Here is an 18,216-nt window from a genome sequence, read left to right on the forward strand (position 1 = left end):
GATCATCCGGTATGGCCTTGATGGCGATTTCCGCCGAGGCAAGCTGGTGGGTAGAGCCCTTCATGAACTTGTACATGTTCGTACCTTTCCTAGGTCTGATCGGTTGGTCCTGCAGTGCCCCTGACACGCCGGATGGTTCCCGCCATCAGCGGGTAGAACCAAACGACGAGGGTCAGGACGCCGAGCACGCCGGCGATGGGACGGTTGAAGAAATTGATGATGTTGCCATCCGCCTTGATCAGCGAAGACATGAAGTTCTGTTCGACCACCTGGCCCAGCACGAGCCCGAGGATCAGCGGCGCGGCCGGATAGTTGTTCTCCTGCATGATCCAGACGAGAATGCCGGTCGCAAGGACGATCCAGAGCTCGAACGTGTTGTTGCTAACGGCATAGGCGCCATAGAGACAGAGCAGGAGTATCACTGGGTACAGGATGGCATCGCGGATGGAGATCACCGTCCGGCCAAGGTAGATGGCGGCGATGCCGAGGGGCACGAGCAGGATGTTGGCCAGCAGGAACACGATGTAGATGGCATTGACCATGTCGGCTGAATTGACGAAGACCAGAGGCCCGGGCTGGATCCCCTTCAGGATAAGCACGCCCACCACGATCGCTGTGATGGAGTCTCCAGGGATCCCGAAGACGAGCGTGGGGACATAGGAGCCTGAGAGGGCCGCATTGTTGGCTGTCGCGGCCCCTGCGACCGCCTCGACAGATCCGCGACCGAACCGCTCCGGTTCCTTTGCGAAGCGCTTCGAGACGGCATAGGCGACCCAGGCCGCGATATCCGCGCCGGCGCCCGGCAAGGCACCGATCAATGTTCCGATGACACCCCCTCGGGCGATATGGTTCCGTTGATCCCAGAGTGTGCGCATGCGTGGGAGCGGCGCACCGCTGATCCCCAGGCGGGCCTCGGCCTGCTTTTCACCAAAGCCTGTCGCCTTCCGGAAAAGTTCAGACAGAGCAAAGGCACCGATCATGACGGAGATGAAGCCGATGCCTGCCTGCAGGTTGGTGACGCCGAAGGTGTAGCGCTGGATGCCCGTGACAAAGTCCAGACCGATGACGGACAGGAACAGCCCGATGGTGAGTGACAGCCATCCCTTCAGTGCATCGTCGCCGGCGACAAGGGTGGCGCAGGAGAGCCCGAGCAACGCAAGCCAGAAGTACTCGTAGCTTGAGAAATTGATGGCGAAATCGGCCAGCAGCGGCGCGCCGAACATCAAGATGACTGCACCCAGGATCCCGCCCGTCGCCGAGCACAGAAGCGACGTGCCGAGGGCATCGCCGAGCCGACCCGAACGGACGAGGTCATTCATATCATAGGTATAGGCTGCCGAGGCGGGCGTGCCCGGGATGCGAAGAAATGCCGCCGGGATGTCGCCAGCAAACATGGCCATGGCGGAGCAGGTGATAATGGTCGCCAGTGCCGCGACGGGAGAGAGTGTAAAGGCAACGGGCACCAGGAGCGCGACCGCCATCGTGGCACTGAGACCGGGCACCATGCCCACGAAAAGCCCAAAGGCGGCTGAAATCAAAATGGTGACCAGGACGTCTGCCTGCATCACAAGGGTCAAGCCGTCGAAAAAGGCGGTCATGACAGAAGCTCCTCAATCCAACCCGCGGGCAGGGGGATTCCGAGAACGTGAATGAACAGGAAGGTCACCGCGATCCCGGCGCAGACGCCCAGCACAATCGCGTAGAGCGGACGAAGACCATATAGAATCCCGTGAAGCGTCAGGATCACCATGGTCACGAGACTGGAGCCAAGCCTTGGCGCCAACAGGCCATAGGCGATGACCGCCACCGGCAGGAATACGACAAGCGTCACTTGGCGAGGGGAGGAGAGCCAGCCCGGTAGCGCGACGTTCCCGGCTTCGCGCCAGCCGCGCAGCGCAACCAGGCCTCCGAACAGGGCCATGAAGCTCCCGATGATCGTAGGAAGGAGCCGCGGGGACGCCGCGCCTGCCGGGACGTGGAAGCCCTGGGCGTAGACAGCAATGGCAATGCCCAGGGCTGCGAAACCAAGACCGGTCCAAAAATCCGGCAGGCGCATGGTGTTACTCCTTGCGCTGGGCGATGCCCAGGTCGTTCATGATCGAGCCCACCTGGACGTGCTGCTCGGCCAGGAATTCACCGAAGGCTTCGCTGCCGAGTACACGCAGCCCAAACCCCTTCTCGTTCATGAACGCGACAAACTCTTCGGAATTGCCAACCTTGACGACAGCGTCTTCGAGTGTCTTTGCGACTTCGGGATCCAGCCCTTGCGGACCGACCACTCCACGCCAGGTGCCGCCGGCAAACGGCTTGCCTGTCGCTTCTTCTGCAGTCGGCACATCCGGGAAGGCGGCAATCCGCTCTTCGGAAAAGACGGCAAGAGGCTTGGACTTTTCCGCCTGCATCATCGCCATGCCCTCAGGCAGGGAGGACAAGACGACGTCGATGCCGCCGGCGGCCAGTTCCTGGAAACCGGGAGCCGCACCCTGTGACGGTACAAGGGTGACCGCCAGAGGATCGACGCCGTTGGCCTTTAGGAAGCCCGCAAACGCGAGGTGATAGGCCGCGCCTGTTCCGGTGCCGCTGACCTTGAAGGTGCCAGCCGGCTGCGTCTTGATCTCCTCCAGCGCGGCGGCAACATCCGTCCAGTCTGACGAGGTCGAAACGTGAAATGCCCCCGAGTCGAAATTGACCAGCGCGATGGGGTTGAAGTCGGTTGCCTTGATCTCCGACTGGCCGGCCCAGTAGAAGGTCGACAGTTCCGCCGTGCCGAAGCCAAGCGTGTAGCCATCCGGATTGGTTGTCAGCATCTCGGAGTGGCCAATGACGGATCCCCCACCCGGCTTGTTGACCACGTTGACGGAGACTCCCAGCTCCTTTTCCAGCCCGCTGGCGAGAATGCGTGCAACGGCATCCGTGCCGCCGCCTGCGGCCCAGGGAACGATCAGGGTGATGGGCTTCTCGGGAAATTCTGCCATGGCAGCTCCCGCTGAGATCGCTAGAACGATGGCACTCGTGGCTAGTTTCTTAAGCATCTTTAACTCCTCCTTGATGCATTACCCGATCAACTTTGCGTCCTTCATTTTCGTCGTCGTAAAGTTGATCGTTTCCGACATCGCGCGCTCGGCTGCCTCGGGGTCCTTGGCTCGAATGGCTTCAAGGACGGCGAGGTGATTTCCGAGATTGGCGCGAAAATTCTCCATGTGATTGGCCGTGACGCTGAAGAGCAGTCCCAGCACACTGTCCAACGCGGTATCGAAGGCTTCCAGAATCGGATTGTTCGTGGCCTTGAGAATGGCGAAATGGAACTCGCGGTCGGCGAGAATGGCCGAGGTCGCATCGCCTTTTTCGGCGGCTTCCTCCATCTTGGCATAGGCGCTTTCGATCTCGATCACCTGGCGCCGCGTTGCCCGCTTCGCGACAAGTGCCGCCGACGCAGGTTCAAAGACGCGCCTCGCTTCGTCGATCGATTGCAGGATCCCCGGCATCTGGGCTTTGCTGTCCATCAGCCAACGGAGGACATCCCGATTGAGCGTGTTCCAGCGCGTTCGATCGGTGACGATGGTTCCGCGGCGAGGGGACGCCTGGAGCATCCCCAGGCCAATCAGGGCAGATGTCGCTTCGCGAATTGTGGACCGCCCGACTTGATAGACTTCCATGAGCTCGGGTTCAGTCGGAATGGGCTTGCCGACCTCGAAGCGCCCAAGGACGATGTCCGATCCCAATGCATCAAGCACTGAATCGGAGCGCTTGATACGTGGCCTTCCAGACATGCCTGAACCTCACCCAACCCATATGTCAGACGATATTGTTTATTCATCTGATGATTGTCAAGTCGCAGCTGGAGGCTCTCCGGCGTGCCCGGGTAATCCACTTGCCGGATCGGTTTCCGAAAAGGCTTTGTCAGGCGAGCTTTCCCAGGGCCTGCATGGCCAGTGCGTGGTCCTCCACATCCGGCAGGCCGCTGATTGCCACAGCGCCGATGATCCCGACATTGCGGATGCGGATGGGAACGCCACCGCCGCTGGCGGCAAAATCGGCATGGGGAAGACGATAGCGGGCGTGGAATTCCGTCGCGTTGCGCTCGCACAGCAGGCGCATGTAGAGGGAGCTCCGGTTGAACCGTTCGACGACCGCCCGCTTCCGACGAACCCACACCAGGTTGTCGGGAGAGGCTCCGGGCAGAAGCGCAGAAAAGACGGCTGTGCCGTGGTGACTGATCTCGATGGCAATCGGCAGGTTTCTGGCTGCTGCCGTCTCGCGAATGGCGCAGCCGAGCCGCCATGCCAGTTCATAGTCGAAGCCGCCAAGCTGGATGGTCTCCTCCTCGGCGATCAGCTCTTCTATTGTCGGTGCCGCTGCCATGGTGATGTCTGCTCCTCGCATCTGTCTGTATTCGGCGAGAGGCCCAGCCGCTCCGTCGCGCCCGGGCTTAGTTGTGGACTTTAATCAGTCGGCCGGCTGGGCGTTGCGCCAAGCGACATATTCGTCCTGCACGCCTTCCGTCAGCGGATAATACTTGCGCAGGTCGCCTCCCTGCGACAGGCGGAACCGGGCAAACTCCTCCCATTCGGCATGCTCGCTCGACCGTGCGATCACTTCTGCCGCCAGCGCGACCGGGACGACGATCACCCCGTCGTCATCGGCCACTATGATATCGCCGGGCATGACCAGCACACCGCCGCATGCCACCGGCACGTTCACCGCAAAGGGGATCAGTCCCGTCTGCGCATGGTAATTCGGTGTTACCCCCCGCACCCAGATGCCGAGATCGAGTTCCTTGGCCTTGGCGGAATCGCGGATGCAACCGTCCACGACGATGCCGGCGCCACCGCGGCCGGCCAGGAACGTCAGCATCATTTCGCCGAAAATGCCGCTCGCCATGTCGCCGCGGGCGTCGACGACCACCATGTCGCCGGCCTGGGCCGGATAGAGGACGTGGCGGTGCAGCTGCAGTTCGGGGTTGTCGTATTCGTTGGAGCCGTAGAGATCCTCGCGCTTCGGCATGCATTGCAGCGTCAGCGCAGGGCCCGCGACCGAGCGGCCGTATTTCAGGGGAAGCGGACCGCGGATCTGCGGATCGCGGATCCCCATGAGGCTCAGCTCGCTGCTGGCGGTGGCCGTGCCGATCAGAGCCAGGGCGTCACACAGCTCACGGGCCGGACGGGTGATGTCTTTGATGTCTGTGGGGGACTGCATGTCATGAACCTCGATGTGGGGGATTAAAGGCGGCGATCAGACCCAGCCGCCGTCGATGATGTAGTTCTGGCTGGTGATCACCCGCGCGTCGTCGGATGCCAGGAAGAGAGCAAGCTTGGCGACATCCGCCGGAAGCAGCCGTTGCTTGAGAGCCTGGCGTTCCTGCCGCACGGCGTCCGCCTCAGGCGTCAGCCAGAGATCCAGCTGCCGCTGCGTCATGATCCAGCCGGGCGAGACAGCATTGACGCGGATGTTGAAGGGGCCGAAATCCCGGGCGAGCGACCGGATGAGCCCGATCACGGCCGACTTGGAGGCGGTGTAGAGCGCCATGCCGCCAAAGCCTGCCATCCAGGAGATCGAACTCATGCAGATGATCGCGCCGCCGCCGGCTGCCTTCATGTCGGGCAGCACGGCCTGCGAGGCGAAGAACTGGTGCTTGAAGTTGGTGGCAATGCGGTCGTCGAAGTATGCCTCGGTCACCTCTTCCGTCGCATGGCGTTCGTCATGGGCGGCGTTGTTGACGAGAACGGTGATCCCTCCCAGTTCAGCCCTGACGGTTTCGATGCCGGCGCGGAGCCTTTCCGTGTCGCGCAGATCGACGGGCACGAAGCGAACCTGTTGCCCCTTTGCCGCCAGCGCATCGGACAGAGCTGCGCCGGCCGTCTCGTCCCGATCCAGGAAGCCGACCTTGGCTCCCTGGGCGGCAAAGGCCTCGACAAGCGCCGCACCGATGCCGCTTGCGCCCCCGGTGATCAGGACCGTCTTCTCGTTCAAGTCCGGATAGATGGCCATCGTCACGCCGCCTCCCGGAAGTCGATGCGCTGTCCGCTCTTGCCGTCGAAAAGCTGGATGCGCTCGGGGATGAGCGAAACATGCAGGATCTCCCCCGGCTTCTGCAGGATGCGTTCGCGGAAGACGCCAACGATTTCGTGACCGGCAAGCCGCAGGAGAACCTGCGTCTCCGCGCCTGTCGGCTCGATCGTGATGATCTCGGCTGCATGCCCGTTCGCATCGAGCAGCAGATGTTCGGGTCGGATACCGAGCTTCATCTCCCGTCCCTCAAATTCCGTCACCGAAAAGGGGAGGGCAATGCGGGTGCCGTCGTCGCCGACGAAGCCGCCGCCGCTGACCTTGCCGCCGATGACGTTCATCGCCGGGGAGCCGATGAAGCCTGCAACGAAGAGGTTGGCCGGGTGATCGTAGAGCTCGAGCGGAGATCCCATCTGCTCCACGATCCCGCCATGCATTACGACGATCTTGTCCGCCATGGTCATGGCCTCGATCTGGTCATGGGTGACATAGACGGTCGTGGTCTTCAGCCGATGGTGGTTCTGCTTGATCTCCGAGCGCATCTGCACCCGCAGCTTGGCGTCGAGGTTGGACAGAGGTTCGTCGAACAGGAAAACTTCCGGATTGCGGACCATGGCCCGTCCCATGGCGACGCGCTGGCGCTGGCCGCCCGACAACTGACGCGGGTAGCGGTCAAGATAGTCGCCGAGGTTGAGCATGGCCGCGACCTTGGCGACCCGATCACGGGTTTCTTCCTTGGGTGCGCGGGCAAGCTTCAGCGAGAAGCCCATATTCTGCTCCACCGTCATGTGCGGGTAGAGCGCATAGCTCTGGAAGACCATGGCGATGTCGCGCTCCTTCGGCTGAAGGCCGTTGACCACGCGGTCGCCGATGGAGATCTCGCCTGCCGAGATGTCCTCGAGCCCGGCCAGCATGCGCAGCAAGGTCGACTTGCCGCAGCCGGACGGGCCGACGAGAACCACGAATTCGCCGTCGGCTATGTCGATGGACACTCCATGGAGCACCTCCAGTGCGCCATAGGATTTCCGAACGTTGTTAATCGATACCGGTGCCAATTGCGGTCTCCTGTCAGGGTGTCTCAATCATCCCAGCGGGGTGATTTGGCTGGATTGATGTGCCGTGCGGAGCGGTCCAGCGTGCGGATCCGCGAGATCTCGGCGGCGGTGAGGTTCACGTCCTGCGACGCGAAGTTGTTCTTCAGATTTTCGATGCTGGAGGAGGCCGGGATGACGGCGTGGCCTTCCGCCATCAGGAAGGCGAGCGCGACGGCCGCGGCGGTGACGCCGTGGCTCTCGGCGATCGCCTTCAGGAGCGGGTCGTCGTTGACAGCTCCCTTGCAGAGGGGCTGGTAGGCGGTCAGCACCAACCGCTTGCTGCGGCAGTGGCTCACGAGCCTGGGTGCCTGCAGGTAAGGGTGGATCTCGACCTGATCCGTGATGACCGCATCCTCGCCCAACAGAGCAAAGGCCTTGTCGAGTAGGGCGATCGGGAAATTGGACACGCCGATATGGCGGGTCCATCCGCGCTGGCGTGCTTCGGCCAGTGCCAGCATGTAGTCGTCGAACGGCACCGCGTCATTCTGCGAGGGCCAGTGGATGAGCAGCAGGTCGACCTGATCGATGCCGATCGTCTCAAGGCTTTTCTCGACGCTCGGCAGGAAATCGACCTTTGACAGGTTGGTGTCTGCAACCTTGGTGGTGACGAAGAATTCGGAGCGCGGCAGACCGGAGCGGCGGATGGCCTCACCGACACAGCCTTCCGTGTCATAGCTCTGGGCCGTATCGATGTGACGATAGCCGACCTCGATCGCCGATAGGATCGCCTGGATGCCCGCGTCGCCCGTGCGTCCGAATGTGCCGAGGCCAAGCTGCGGGATCGGGGAGGTATAGGTCATTGCATTCCTCCCTCAGCCCTTCGTCGCGCCGGCGGTGAGGCCACCGACGAAGAGCCGCTGCATGGATAGAAACAGGATGGCGATCGGCAGGGTCATCACCACGGAGGCTGCCATGACGGCACCCCAGTCGGTGTTGAACTCCGTCGAGAATTCCGCGAGCCCGATGGGCAGCGTCTTCACCGAGGAATCGGTGGCAAAGCAGAGCGCGAAGATGAACTCGTTCCAGGTCGTCACGAAGGCGTAGACCATGACGGAGGCAAGTCCCGGCAAGGAGAGGGGCAGCGTGATGCGGAACAGGCACTCCAGGCGGCTGGCGCCATCGATGATCGCTGCTTCCTCGAGCTCGACCGGGATGTTCTTGAAGTAGCTGGTGAGCATCCACACCGAAAGCGGCAGCGTGATGATCATGTAGACGAGGATCAGGCCCCAGTAGGTGTTGACGAGGTTGAGCACCCGAAGCGTGACGAACAGCGGCACGATGATGGCGGCTGTCGGCAGGAGCTGGCCCACCAGCACGAAGGACTGAAGAAGCGGCTTTCCCTTGAAGTTGAAACGGGCAAAGCCGTAGGAGGCAAAGATCGCCAGCACCAGCGCCAGCGCCGTCGATCCGACCGAGATGATGATGCTGTTGAGGAAGTAGCGCGGGATGTTCGATTCAAACAGAACCGTGCGGTAGTTCTCCCATGTGGGTGCCGCGGGCCACCAGATCGGCGGAACCGTGTAGAGCTCGCGCAGCGTCTTCACCGACGACAGCACCATCCACCAGAAGGGGAACAGGCAGACCAGGACGAGCAGAACCGAAGCGGTAAGGATCAGCCAGCCCGGCAGGCCAGGGCGCTTGAGGGTCTGAAGCTTGTTCAACGTGTTTCCTCCGGGTTGGAGGCCAGCGTCCGGATGTAGATGAACACGACCACGATCGCGACGGCAAAGAACATGACGGAAAGAGCCGCCGCCTGTCCGAATTGGACGCTTTCAAAGGCTGTCCTGAAGATCTGGATTGGTGTGATCAGGGTCCGGTTTGCCGGTCCTCCGCGGGTGATGGCATAGATGATGGTGATGTGGTTCAAGGCCCAGATGACCAGGAGAAGCGTGACCGCGACGATCACCGTCCGCACCTGCGGCAGCATGACGTAGCGGACTTCTTCCCAGAAGCTTGCGCCATCGATACGGGCCGCTTCATAGAGATCGTTGGATATCGACTGCAGTCCGGCCAGGACCATGATGGCGACGAAGGGAAACATCTTCCAGATGTTGATGGCGATCATCACCGGCAGCACGGTGCCGCCGTTCGTCAGCCAGCCGACCGGCTCGTCGATCAGACCGGGTCCGGTCAGCATGTAGTTGATGATGCCGAACTCGGTGTGGAGCATCCAGGCCCAGGTGGTCGCGGCGACGATGCCGGGCACCACCCAGGGGACAAGCGTCACGGAGCGGACGACGGCTCGTCCGCGAAAGTTCTGGTTCAGCAGGATCGCAGTCAGAACACCGAGGATGACCTGAAAGACGATGGACCCGAACACCCACCAGAGGGTGTTCCAGAAGGCCGTCGGCGTGGCGCGCGCGGACAGAACGCGCCGGAAATTGTCCAGCCCGACATAGTTGCCGGCATTGTCCGTGACGCTCAGCAGTCCCGTATAGGCGACGGGATAGGCGATCAGCATGCCCAGCACCATCAGCGCGGGTAGAACGAACAGATAGCCCGTGGATTGTTTCTGCATCCGATTTCATCCCTGATAGGAGAACCGGAAGGCGTCGGCAGGAGGCCGAGCGCCTTCCGGACGGGAGGGATCTAAAGAAGCCCTTCGATTTCGTCGGCGGCGCCGTCCATGGCGGTCTTGACATCCTCGTCACCGAGAAGGATGCGCTGGATCCCGTCGAAGTAGGCCTGGGATATCTGGACCCAGTTCGGATGTGCCGGCACCGGCCGTCCGAACGGCAGCATTTCCTTGAAGACCTGCAGGATCGGGTCGTTGAAGCGCTCGGCCTCCATGGCAGAGATGCGGGCCGGGAAGGTGTCGGTCAGAACGGCCTGGTTCTCCGACTCGGCAAGGAAGCCCAGGAGCTTCTTGGCATCGTCGGGGTTCTTGGCGTCGCTCGGAATGACGAAGCTCCATCCTCCGAGGATGGCTGCCGTCTTCCCGTCGTCAGGATGCGGAACCGGGATCACGCCGATGTCGATATTGGGGTTTTCCTTGCGGATGGACTGAATATCGAACTGACCGGACTGATACATCGACACCGTCTCGGCGATGAACAGCCTGCGATTGGCGGTTCCGTCGTTCTCCAGCGTCGAGGTCGGCGAAATGCCTTCCTTCAGGAAGTCGGTGTAGAAGGTCACGGCTTCGATGGATTCCGGGCTGTTGACCAGGACCTGCTTGCCGTCATCCGAGATGATGCCGCCGCCCAGCATCCACATGAAGGGCAGGGATCGGAAGATGGTGTTGCCGACTTCACCGCCGCCGGTGATCGCAAACCCGGATTTGCCGTTGGTGGTCAGCTTCTTGGCGGCGTCCTTGAAGGCTGTCCACGTGGTCGGTGGATTGTCGGGGTCAAGACCGGCAGCCGTGTAGTCGCCCTTGTTGATGATCACGGCGTGGGTTTCGATCCGGTAGGGAATGCCCCAGAGCTTGCCGTCCCAGGTGTTGTATTCCAGGGCGGCTGGAATGTAGTCCTCGCGATCGGTCAAGACGTCGTCCACCGGCAGGACGAGGTTGTTCTGGGCATAGCCGTTCACCCAGCCATGCTGCACGTCGATGACGTCCGGTGCAGCTCCCGACTGCAGGGACGTCAGGATGCGCTGCGGCAGTCCGTCGGTGGTGGTGATCTCAAGCTTCACCGTCACGTCCGGATTGGCAGCCTGGAATTTCTCCACCAGTTCCCGGGCGCGGGCCTCGTTGAAGTTCGGCGTCCACCAGACGACTTCGCCAGCCCAAGCACCGGCTGACATGGCCAGAAACGATGCCGTTGCGGCCATCGCCAGTTTCATAGTCAACGTTTTCATGTTTACCTCCCAACTGAATCCGTCGTTTCTCCTCCAGCCGTGTGGCTGGCATTATCTATTCCGCAGCCGCCGAGGGCTCCTCGGCCCGATGGCCGGCGGATACGGAAGAGCTTCCGGTCAAGGCGTCTGCGTGTGCGACAAGCGCCTTCATGTAGCCAATCGTGTAGGCATGTCCGGCGTGCCATGGAGCCGGGCATTCGAGTTCTGGAACGTGGTCAGGAACCAGGATCCCGTCATATCCTTCCTCGTGCAGAACACGCACGATCCGGGCCATGTCGACGTCACCGTCGTCCACGAAGGTCTCCACGTAATTCGGTACCTTGCCGCGGACATTGCGGAAGTGGACGTAGGCGATGGCGTTGCGGCGGGCAAAACGGCGGGTCGTCTCGTAGACGTCGCCATCGGACATTTCCGCCAGTGAGCCGACGCAGAATTCCAGTGCGTTGGCGGGGCTCTCCACGAGCGAAAGGAGCCGGTCGTATTTGGCATGGCTGTTGACCAGCCGCGCGGTGCCGCGCAGGCGCTCGACCGGCGGATCGTCCGGATGGGCGGCCAATCGGACGCCTGCCTCTTGTGCTACCGGAACGAGCTTCTCCAGGAACCACTGAAGCCGCGACCATAGCGTCGCTTCGTCGACCGTCTGGGGCTTTGCCCCGGGAACGGCCAGGCGGTAGCGCATATTGCCGACCATGCCGTCGGGGACGGGGCTTTCCGCGTCGAATTCGTCCATGGCGAAGACGGCCGTCACCGCGTTGCCGCGCGCCACCGGCTTGCGCTGCCATCCCCACACGCCGGCGATGGAAAAATTGTATCCGAGAACCGGGATGCCAAGACGCCCCATGTTCCGGACTAGGTCCTGAAGGTCGAGCATCTGCGCATCCTTCTGCGGACCGTCGAGCAGGATGTCCGACCAGAAGTTGGGAGAGATATTCTCCAGAGCTGCCACCCTGAGATTGTGTCTCGACAGCATGGCGACCAGGTCGGCCAGGCGGTCGTAGGACCACAGAGGCGCGTCGATGCATTCGCCGTTGATCGGGCCGACGCCGCCTGCCGCATAGTCTCTCGCGTCGGCATTCCGTCCATAGTCCGTCAGGTGGACGACGACGTCTTCCACCCCGAGCTGACTGGCGAAACGGGCACCCGCTTCGCTCAGAAGCGGCCCGTACAATGAGATTCCAACCTTCAAGCAGCTCTCCTCCCGTTGCTGCTTAGATGAGTTCATATTTGAACTGCACCTGTTCTAAATATAACTATGTGGCGAAGGGGAGTCGGTGTCAACTCCCTTTGCCGTGACTTCTATTTGGTTTCGTCCGCTGCGAACGTCCGGGCGCCCGTCGCCACGCCGGTCGTGTTCATGGACCCGTCGAAGAGCGGTACATTGGTGGGCTGATAGGCGAAGCGCTCGCAGGCTTCCTCGATCAGTTCGACGCCGAGACCCGGTGCTGTCGGTGCCAGAATCGCCCCGTTCTCGAACTGCAGGGTTTCCCGCACGAGTTCCTTGCGCCACGGAACATCCATCGACACGGTCTCAAAGACGGAAAAATTCGGCATCGCGACCGAGGCGTGCAGCGTCATGGCGTTCATAACCGGCCCGACGGGATTGTGAGGGGCGACAGGGATGAGATGCGTGTGCGCCAGATGCGCGACGCGTTTCGTCTCACCCATTCCGCCGGCGTGCGACACGTCGGGTTGCAGGATATCGACTGCCTTCTTGGACAGGGCCTCGAGAAACTTGCCCGGTTCGTACCAGCGTTCGCCGGCAGCGATCGGCACCGGGCTGGCAGCGCGCACGTCCGCCAGCGCGTCGATGTTTTCCGGCGGCGTCGGCTCCTCGATCCACGTCAGGTCGAAGGGTGCCAGGGCCCGGCACATGGCAATTGCCGTCGGGACGTTGAGGCGGCCGTGGACGTCGAGCATCAGGTTGACGTCGGGTCCCACCGCGTCGCGGACGGCTTCCACGATCTCGATCGTCTGGCGTCGTTGCCGGCGGTCCATCTCCAGGTCGGCCGTGTCGAAGGGATCCCATTTCAGCGCGCGGTATCCCATGGCGACAGCCTTGCGGGCGTTTGCGGCATATTCCTCGGGAGTCGTCGCACCGAAGAACCAGTGGTTGGCGTAGCATTCAACGCGATCGCGGAATTTACCGCCGAGCAGTTCGAAGACAGGAACGCCGAGCGCCTTGCCCTTGATGTCGAGGAGGGCGGCCTCGATGCCGCCGAGTGCCGTGCGGAAGACCGCACCCGTTCGCCAGTAGCTGTCCCTGTGGAGCTGTTCGATGATCGCATCCACGGCAAAGGGATCGCGACCGACAAGGACCCGCTCCAGCTCTTCCAGAGCCGCGACGACGGTTTTCGTCTTCCATTCCAGCGTCGCCTCGCCGACGCCTTCTATCCCGTCGTCGGTGTAGAGCTTGACGAAGACGAAGTTCGTCCGCTGAGCGTTGGCGACAAATATCTTCTGAGCCGTGATCTTCATGGGAAATTCCTGCCGGGTTGGGCCAAGGCTTCTTCGAGCATGGCGAGATAGTCCTCTGCCGACGGCGCAAGAGGGTTGGTGGCGTGGCTGTGATCGGCAAGCGCCCGCTCGATGATCCAGTCGAAACATTCCGGGGTCACGCCCATAGCGGCCAGGCCGGAGGGCATGTTCAAGCGACGGTTCAAGGCTTCCAGCTCGCCGGGCACATCGGCGTCTGCGGCCAGTCCCATGGCCGCCCGCAGCCTGTTCAGCTTGTCGGCGACCGCCGGCGCATTGAAGCGCACGACGATCGGCATGAGGATGGCGTTCAGCGTGCCGTGATGAAGTCTGGGTTCCTTCAGGCCGCCGAGAGCATGACTGAGCGAGTGAACGGCGCCGAGACCCTTCTGGAACGCCAGGCCGCCGTGGAGTGCGCCGAGCATCACCTCACTGCGGGCTGCGATATCGTCCGGCGTGTCGAATGCCTGCGGCAGGTTTCTCCAGATGCGGCCGGCGCCATCCAGTGCGATCGCTTCCGCCGTCGGATTGAAGCGCGGCGAAAACAGGGTTTCGATGCAGTGGGAAAGCCCATCCAACCCCGTGGCGGCGGTGAGGGCCGGTGGCAGGTCCAGTGTCAGCAGCGGGTCGCAGATGGCGCGGCGCGGGATGAGGTGCGGGCTGATGAAGCCGAGCTTGCGGCCATCGTCGAGCGTCAGCAGTGCCGCGCGCCCGACCTCCGCGCCGGTGCCGGCTGTTGTCGGTATGGCAATGACGGGGGAGACGGTCGGGCGGATACGCTCGATGCCGCCGTAAATGGCGGCGTATTGCTCCAGCGATCCGTCATGCGTGGCGAGGAGCGCGACACCCTTGGCGAGGTCGATCGGCGAGCCGCCGCCGAGGGCGACGACGCCGTCGCATGAATCCCCGTGATAGACCTCGAGCGCATCGGAGACGGCAGCTTCCGTCGGGTTCGAGGGCGTATCAAGGTAGGAGGCGGTCACCCGAGGCATCAGAGCCTGCACCTTGTCGGCCAGCCCGGACGCGGCCAGTCCGCGGTCGGAGATGAAGAGCGGTCGCGATATGCCGAGCTCGGCCATGGCCGCGGGCAGGCATTCCAGCTCGCTGGGGCCAAAATCGATCGCCGTCAGATAGTTGATCCTGGGCATGGTCAGTTCCCCCGGAGGCGGGCAATTGCCTTGGCCTGCATGCCGTCCGCGGCCATCTCCATCATCTCGATGCGATGCCCGTCCGGATCGACAATCCAGGTCTGCCAGTTGCCGTCGGCGCCCTGGACCTTCGGGCGGAACAGCGGGATCCCTGCAGCCTCGAGCTCGCGCACGCTCTGATCTATGCTCGGCACGGCAAGGCACATGTGGTTGTATCCCACGGCGTCTGCTCCCGGCGCGTCGCCGCCCTGGCCCTCCGGGAAGACCTCGAGGTACTGGTCGTCGGTGATGCGCAGATAGACCAGCCATAGGCGCCCGTCGCGGTCGAGGCGCAGAAGCTCAGAAAAGCCCAGCTTGTTGATGTAGAAATCTAGGGTGCGGTCGATATCTTTCACCCTGATGGCGACATGGGTAATCGCGGAAACGGTCAGCATTCTGAGCCCCTGTGTTTGGCCAATGAGGGAGGGTGCTGGTGATTTCGCGTCGCTGCCAGGTGTGTTCCGGCCGTGCAGGGTGCACTTCGGCGGCATGCTTGCGCGAAACCGAATTCGAACAGCCGCCTCCTCCGACTATCCAAATATGAACTTTGACAGTTCACATATGTATGCTAATGACCGACCGAGTTTTGTCAACAGGGCAGGTGCCGATGAGCGAAGCCGCAGATGATGGGGTAAGCAAGCACACGATCCCGGTCATAGACCGGATGATGGATGTGCTGTGCGAGATCGAACGCAAGGGCCGGGGGCTTTCGATCAGCGAATTGACGGAGGCACTCAAGCTTCCCCGAACGACCATCTACCGGATCCTCAACTCGCTGCAGCAGCATGATATCGTCTACCGTGACGATACGGGTAGCTATCACCTCGGACGCCGGCTGCTGTCGCTTGCGGCGCATGTCGGGGTCCGGGCGACGGAGTTCGACCTTGCCGCCCTCTGCCAGCCGTTTCTCGACAAGCTGGCTGCGGAACTGGGCGAAGGGGTGAAGCTGAGCATTCTCGATCAGGAGGGCATCCTGGTTCTCGCGGCAGCCCAAGGCAAACGGGAGTACGCCCTGACGGTGGCGCCAGGGCAGCGCATGCCCATCCATGCCGGTGCGGCCAGCAAGCTGCTGCTTGCCTATCTTCCACCCGAAGATCTCGATTACTGGCTCTCGCGTTCGCTCGTCGCCTTCACCGCCAAGACGATTACGGATCCCAAGCGGTTGCGCAGCGAGTTCGCCCGCATCAGGCGCCTCGGATGGGCGCAGGACAAGGGGGAGAATGCGCCCAGCATCCAGGCCTTTGCGACGCCGGTGTTCACGCGCAGCGGCAGGATGCTGGCGGCGGTCAGTGTGCCTTTCCTGGCCGGCACCCAGCCCAGCCGCATGGAGGAGATCCGCATGGCTGCGATGGAGACCGCCAAGGCCATCAGCGCCGTCATTCCAGTCTGAATTGCATTTTGGGGGGAGCCCGCATGAAGATCGTCGATATCAAATGTGCCGTCATCGGCAAGAGCCCGATCGTGCGCATCGTTTCGGATGAAGGCATTTCTGGCTTTGCCCAGGCGGAAACCTGGAAGCCCTATCTGAAGCCGCACATCCTGGCCTTTCGCGATGCGCTGATCGGCGAAGATCCGACCCTGGTCGAGAGGGTCATGCTGAAGATCCGCCAGAGAGGCGGCTTCAAGCCCTGGGGGAGTGCCGTCAGCGTCATCGAGATGGCGCTCTGGGACCTCGCCGGAAAGGCGGCAGGGCTGCCGGTCCACAAGCTGCTCGGCGGCAAGGTGCGGGACAGGGTGCGGGTCTACAACGGCTCGATGCGTTTTCCCTTCACCGGCTATGAGCCGCAGGATTACGCCGACGACATTGCCAAGATGATGGCCCTTTCGGAGGGCTTCACCATCATCAAGCAGCCCATCGGCTTTCATTCCGCGATGAAGCGCGAGGTGCCGAACTTCTATTATGGGGAGCCGACTGTCAGCCCGTTTCACGGCGCACTCGACCGCGGCCCCGTCACGGAAAAAGGCCTGAAGCACTTCGTGGACTGCGTCGCCGCAATGAAGGAGGTGGCGGGCGACAGGATCGGCCTGGCGCTGGACTGCGGCCCGGGCTGGATGCTGGCGGACGCGATCCGTCTGGCGCGGATGCTCGAGCCCTTTAACCTCCTTTGGCTCGAGGATCTCCTGTCGGGGGATTATACGCCATGGGTCAATGCGGGCGTCTACAGGGAACTCACCCGATGCTCGACGACGCCCATCCACACGGGTGAGCAGATCTATCTGCGCCAGAACTTCAAGGACCTGATCGAATCCCACGCTGTCCACGTGATTGGGCCGGATCCTGCCGACGTGGGGGGAATCGCGGAACTGAAGTGGATCGCGGAATATGCGGATCTGCATGGCATTACGGTTGCACCTCACGGGACTGCCAACGGCTTGCTGGGGCTGGCGGCCCTGGTTCAGGTGTCCGCCACGCTTCCTGCCAACTTCATCGCCTTCGAATACACGACCGCCGACCCGGAATGGTGGACGGATCTGGTCGAGGGATTTCCATCGCCGATCGTGACGAACGGCATGATCGACGTCCCGGACCGGCCGGGCATGGGGGTGGAGATCATTGCGGACCGCGCCAAGGCTTACCTGTCGCCGGAAGACCACGACTTTTTCGATTGAGGAGCAGACTAATGCACAAGATCGGCATTCTGGGCGCGGCCGGCATTGCGCCGCGATCCATCATTCAGCCTGTGCGTCGCCGTGATGACTGCTGCATCCATGCAGTCGCCTCCCGACGTCACGCCGCTGCCGAGGCGTATGCGCGGCTGCACGGGATCACCAAGGCCTACGCGGGCTATGACGAGCTTCTCGCCGATCCGGACATCACCATCGTCTACAACGCCCTGCCGCCGGCCGCGCACGCCGAATGGTCGATCAAGGCGCTGAAGGCCGGCAAGCATGTGCTCTGCGAAAAGCCTCTGGCGATGACCGCAGCAGAGGCTGAGGTCATGGTCGAAGCAGCCGAGGAGGCCGACAGAGTGCTGGCCGAAGCATTTCACGACCGCTATCACCCCGTCTTCCTGCATCTTCTTGCCCACAAGCGGTCAGGAGCGCTCGGGGAAATCCGCGCGCTTAGGGCCGAGTTCCATGTCGATATCCCGTTTGACCCGCACAACATCCGGCACGACCCGGCACAGGGTGGCGGCGCCATGATGGATCTCGGATGCTATCCACTGCACTGGCTGCGCAGCTTCATGGGCAAGGAGCCGGAGATTCTGTCTGCGCAGGCCAAGCTTACGCCGCTCAACGTCGATCAGCGGATGGAGGTCAAGATGCGCTTTGGCGGCGGCGTCGACGCGCAATTGGTTGCAGACATCGCCAGCCCGCCGTTTCGGGGATTGCTGCGGATCGAAGGCGAGAAGGGCGTGGTCGAGCTCGACAACCCCTGCCTGCCGCACAAAGGACATTCCATCCGGGAGTGGTTCGGCGGCAGCTATCGCGAATTCACGCTGGCCGCAGGCACCACTTACGACTACCAGCTGGCAGCATTCGTAGACGCGGTCGAGAACGGATCACCGCTACCGACGGGCGGCGAGGATGCCATCGGCAACATGAGGGCGCTGGACGACATCTATGTTGCGTCCGGGCTTCGCGCACCCCAGGCTGACAGATCCTGACTTTGCTCGCCATGTCCCAGGGTTCGGACAGCGGTGTTACTGGAAGGT

19 protein-coding genes and 1 pseudogene are annotated in these 18,216 nt (G+C 62.4%); 3 read left to right on the forward strand and 17 right to left on the reverse strand.

What is annotated here, in order from left to right:
* Nucleotides 1–89: 89 nt before the first annotated feature.
* The 17 genes and pseudogenes from EO99_RS0119825 to EO99_RS0119900 form a co-directional block, all read right to left on the reverse strand.
* Complete coding sequence (locus tag EO99_RS0119825; RefSeq protein WP_029620324.1) at nucleotides 90–1,598, reverse strand: tripartite tricarboxylate transporter permease; 1,509 nt, start codon at nucleotides 1,596–1,598, stop codon at nucleotides 90–92.
* Nucleotides 1,595–2,056, reverse strand: a complete 462-nt coding sequence (locus EO99_RS0119830; RefSeq protein WP_029620325.1) for a tripartite tricarboxylate transporter TctB family protein — start codon at nucleotides 2,054–2,056, stop codon at nucleotides 1,595–1,597. Before EO99_RS0119830 ends, EO99_RS0119825 begins: the two co-directional genes overlap by 4 nt.
* 4 nt (nucleotides 2,057–2,060) lie before the next feature.
* Nucleotides 2,061–2,975 carry a tripartite tricarboxylate transporter substrate binding protein gene (locus EO99_RS0119835; RefSeq protein WP_235776879.1) on the reverse strand — a complete coding sequence of 305 codons (915 nt, stop codon included), beginning with the start codon at nucleotides 2,973–2,975 and terminating at the stop codon, nucleotides 2,061–2,063.
* Nucleotides 2,976–3,053: 78 nt separating this feature from the next.
* The gene (locus EO99_RS28320) at nucleotides 3,054–3,503 is read right to left on the reverse strand and encodes a FadR/GntR family transcriptional regulator (protein ID WP_235776880.1); all 450 of its coding nucleotides are present in this window, start codon (nucleotides 3,501–3,503) and stop codon (nucleotides 3,054–3,056) included.
* A gap of 63 nt (nucleotides 3,504–3,566) precedes the next feature.
* Nucleotides 3,567–3,770, reverse strand: a pseudogene (locus tag EO99_RS28695) (FadR/GntR family transcriptional regulator); the annotation flags it as partial.
* A gap of 130 nt (nucleotides 3,771–3,900) precedes the next feature.
* Nucleotides 3,901–4,362 carry a heme-degrading domain-containing protein gene (locus EO99_RS0119845; protein WP_029620328.1) on the reverse strand — a complete coding sequence of 154 codons (462 nt, stop codon included), beginning with the start codon at nucleotides 4,360–4,362 and terminating at the stop codon, nucleotides 3,901–3,903.
* Between the two features lie 84 nt (nucleotides 4,363–4,446).
* Complete coding sequence (locus tag EO99_RS0119850; protein ID WP_029620329.1) at nucleotides 4,447–5,196, reverse strand: ribonuclease activity regulator RraA; 750 nt, start codon at nucleotides 5,194–5,196, stop codon at nucleotides 4,447–4,449.
* A 36-nt stretch (nucleotides 5,197–5,232) separates the two neighbouring features.
* Entirely contained in the window at nucleotides 5,233–5,988 is a 756-nt protein-coding gene (locus EO99_RS0119855; protein ID WP_029620330.1) for an SDR family NAD(P)-dependent oxidoreductase, read from the reverse strand.
* A gap of 2 nt (nucleotides 5,989–5,990) precedes the next feature.
* Nucleotides 5,991–7,061, reverse strand: coding sequence for an ABC transporter ATP-binding protein (locus EO99_RS0119860; RefSeq protein ID WP_029620331.1), 1,071 nt, complete (start codon nucleotides 7,059–7,061; stop codon nucleotides 5,991–5,993).
* A 23-nt stretch (nucleotides 7,062–7,084) separates the two neighbouring features.
* Complete coding sequence (locus tag EO99_RS0119865; protein ID WP_029620332.1) at nucleotides 7,085–7,900, reverse strand: aldo/keto reductase; 816 nt, start codon at nucleotides 7,898–7,900, stop codon at nucleotides 7,085–7,087.
* A 12-nt stretch (nucleotides 7,901–7,912) separates the two neighbouring features.
* Nucleotides 7,913–8,761 carry a carbohydrate ABC transporter permease gene (locus EO99_RS0119870; RefSeq protein ID WP_051679985.1) on the reverse strand — a complete coding sequence of 283 codons (849 nt, stop codon included), beginning with the start codon at nucleotides 8,759–8,761 and terminating at the stop codon, nucleotides 7,913–7,915.
* Nucleotides 8,758–9,618 (reverse strand): carbohydrate ABC transporter permease, encoded by an 861-nt coding sequence (locus EO99_RS0119875; protein ID WP_029620334.1) that lies wholly within the window; start codon nucleotides 9,616–9,618, stop codon nucleotides 8,758–8,760. The genes EO99_RS0119870 and EO99_RS0119875 overlap by 4 nt, the downstream gene beginning before the upstream one ends.
* A 71-nt stretch (nucleotides 9,619–9,689) precedes the next feature.
* Nucleotides 9,690–10,901, reverse strand: coding sequence for a sugar ABC transporter substrate-binding protein (locus EO99_RS0119880; protein WP_029620335.1), 1,212 nt, complete (start codon nucleotides 10,899–10,901; stop codon nucleotides 9,690–9,692).
* A gap of 55 nt (nucleotides 10,902–10,956) precedes the next feature.
* Nucleotides 10,957–12,087: a mannonate dehydratase gene (locus tag EO99_RS0119885; protein ID WP_029620336.1), complete on the reverse strand. Its 1,131-nt coding sequence runs from the start codon at nucleotides 12,085–12,087 to the stop codon at nucleotides 10,957–10,959.
* Between the two features lie 110 nt (nucleotides 12,088–12,197).
* Complete coding sequence (locus EO99_RS0119890; RefSeq protein WP_037112547.1) at nucleotides 12,198–13,376, reverse strand: mandelate racemase/muconate lactonizing enzyme family protein; 1,179 nt, start codon at nucleotides 13,374–13,376, stop codon at nucleotides 12,198–12,200.
* Entirely contained in the window at nucleotides 13,373–14,521 is a 1,149-nt protein-coding gene (locus EO99_RS0119895; RefSeq protein WP_029620338.1) for an iron-containing alcohol dehydrogenase, read from the reverse strand. The genes EO99_RS0119890 and EO99_RS0119895 overlap by 4 nt, the downstream gene beginning before the upstream one ends.
* 2 nt (nucleotides 14,522–14,523) lie before the next feature.
* A complete protein-coding gene (locus EO99_RS0119900; RefSeq protein WP_029620339.1) occupies nucleotides 14,524–14,955 on the reverse strand; it encodes a VOC family protein in 432 nt (143 codons plus the stop codon).
* A 212-nt stretch (nucleotides 14,956–15,167) separates the two neighbouring features.
* Between EO99_RS0119900 and EO99_RS0119905 the strand changes: the two genes are divergently transcribed.
* From EO99_RS0119905 to EO99_RS0119915, 3 genes are read left to right on the forward strand one after another with little or no spacing between them, the layout of a single operon-like run.
* Entirely contained in the window at nucleotides 15,168–15,950 is a 783-nt protein-coding gene (locus EO99_RS0119905) for an IclR family transcriptional regulator (protein WP_029620340.1), read from the forward strand.
* A gap of 23 nt (nucleotides 15,951–15,973) precedes the next feature.
* On the forward strand, nucleotides 15,974–17,170 hold the full coding sequence (locus EO99_RS0119910) for a mandelate racemase/muconate lactonizing enzyme family protein (protein WP_029620341.1): 1,197 nt from the start codon (nucleotides 15,974–15,976) through the stop codon (nucleotides 17,168–17,170).
* 11 nt (nucleotides 17,171–17,181) lie between these two features.
* Nucleotides 17,182–18,168 (forward strand): Gfo/Idh/MocA family protein, encoded by a 987-nt coding sequence (locus tag EO99_RS0119915; RefSeq protein WP_029620342.1) that lies wholly within the window; start codon nucleotides 17,182–17,184, stop codon nucleotides 18,166–18,168.
* Nucleotides 18,169–18,216: the final 48 nt, after the last annotated feature.

This window comes from Pseudorhizobium marinum, from assembly GCF_000705355.1.
Lineage (GTDB): Bacteria > Pseudomonadota > Alphaproteobacteria > Rhizobiales > Rhizobiaceae > Neorhizobium > Neorhizobium pelagicum.